Annotated in this window: 1 rRNA gene; it reads right to left on the bottom strand. The window is 41.6% G+C overall.

Annotated features, from left to right (window positions below):
- Positions 1-69: ribosomal RNA gene (gene rrf / locus QE109_RS17685) — 5S ribosomal RNA — on the bottom strand; the annotation flags it as partial.
- Positions 70-257: the final 188 nt, after the last annotated feature.

Here is a 257-nt window from a genome sequence, read left to right as displayed (position 1 = left end):
GACGCTGGAGGACTTTACTTCTGTGTTCGGTATGGGAACAGGTGTGGCCCCTCCGCCATCATCACTGGATCTCGTGCCTTATATATAAACAGCTAAGCTGTGTTAAACATAAGTAAGTGTTAGCCTCCTAGATTTGTTACCAAATCTCATGTCGGCCGATATTATGCGTTGCATAAATCGTACACACTCAAAATTGCATATAACTTCGACATTTACTTCGTAAAAAACTATCTCTAGGTCAAGTCCTCGACCTATTA

Source organism: Fusibacter bizertensis, assembly GCF_029914245.1.
Taxonomy (GTDB): domain Bacteria; phylum Bacillota; class Clostridia; order Peptostreptococcales; family Acidaminobacteraceae; genus Fusibacter_C; species Fusibacter_C bizertensis.
The sequence above is the reverse complement of the archived record's forward strand: the minus strand, read 5'-3'. Positions and strand labels throughout refer to the sequence as shown.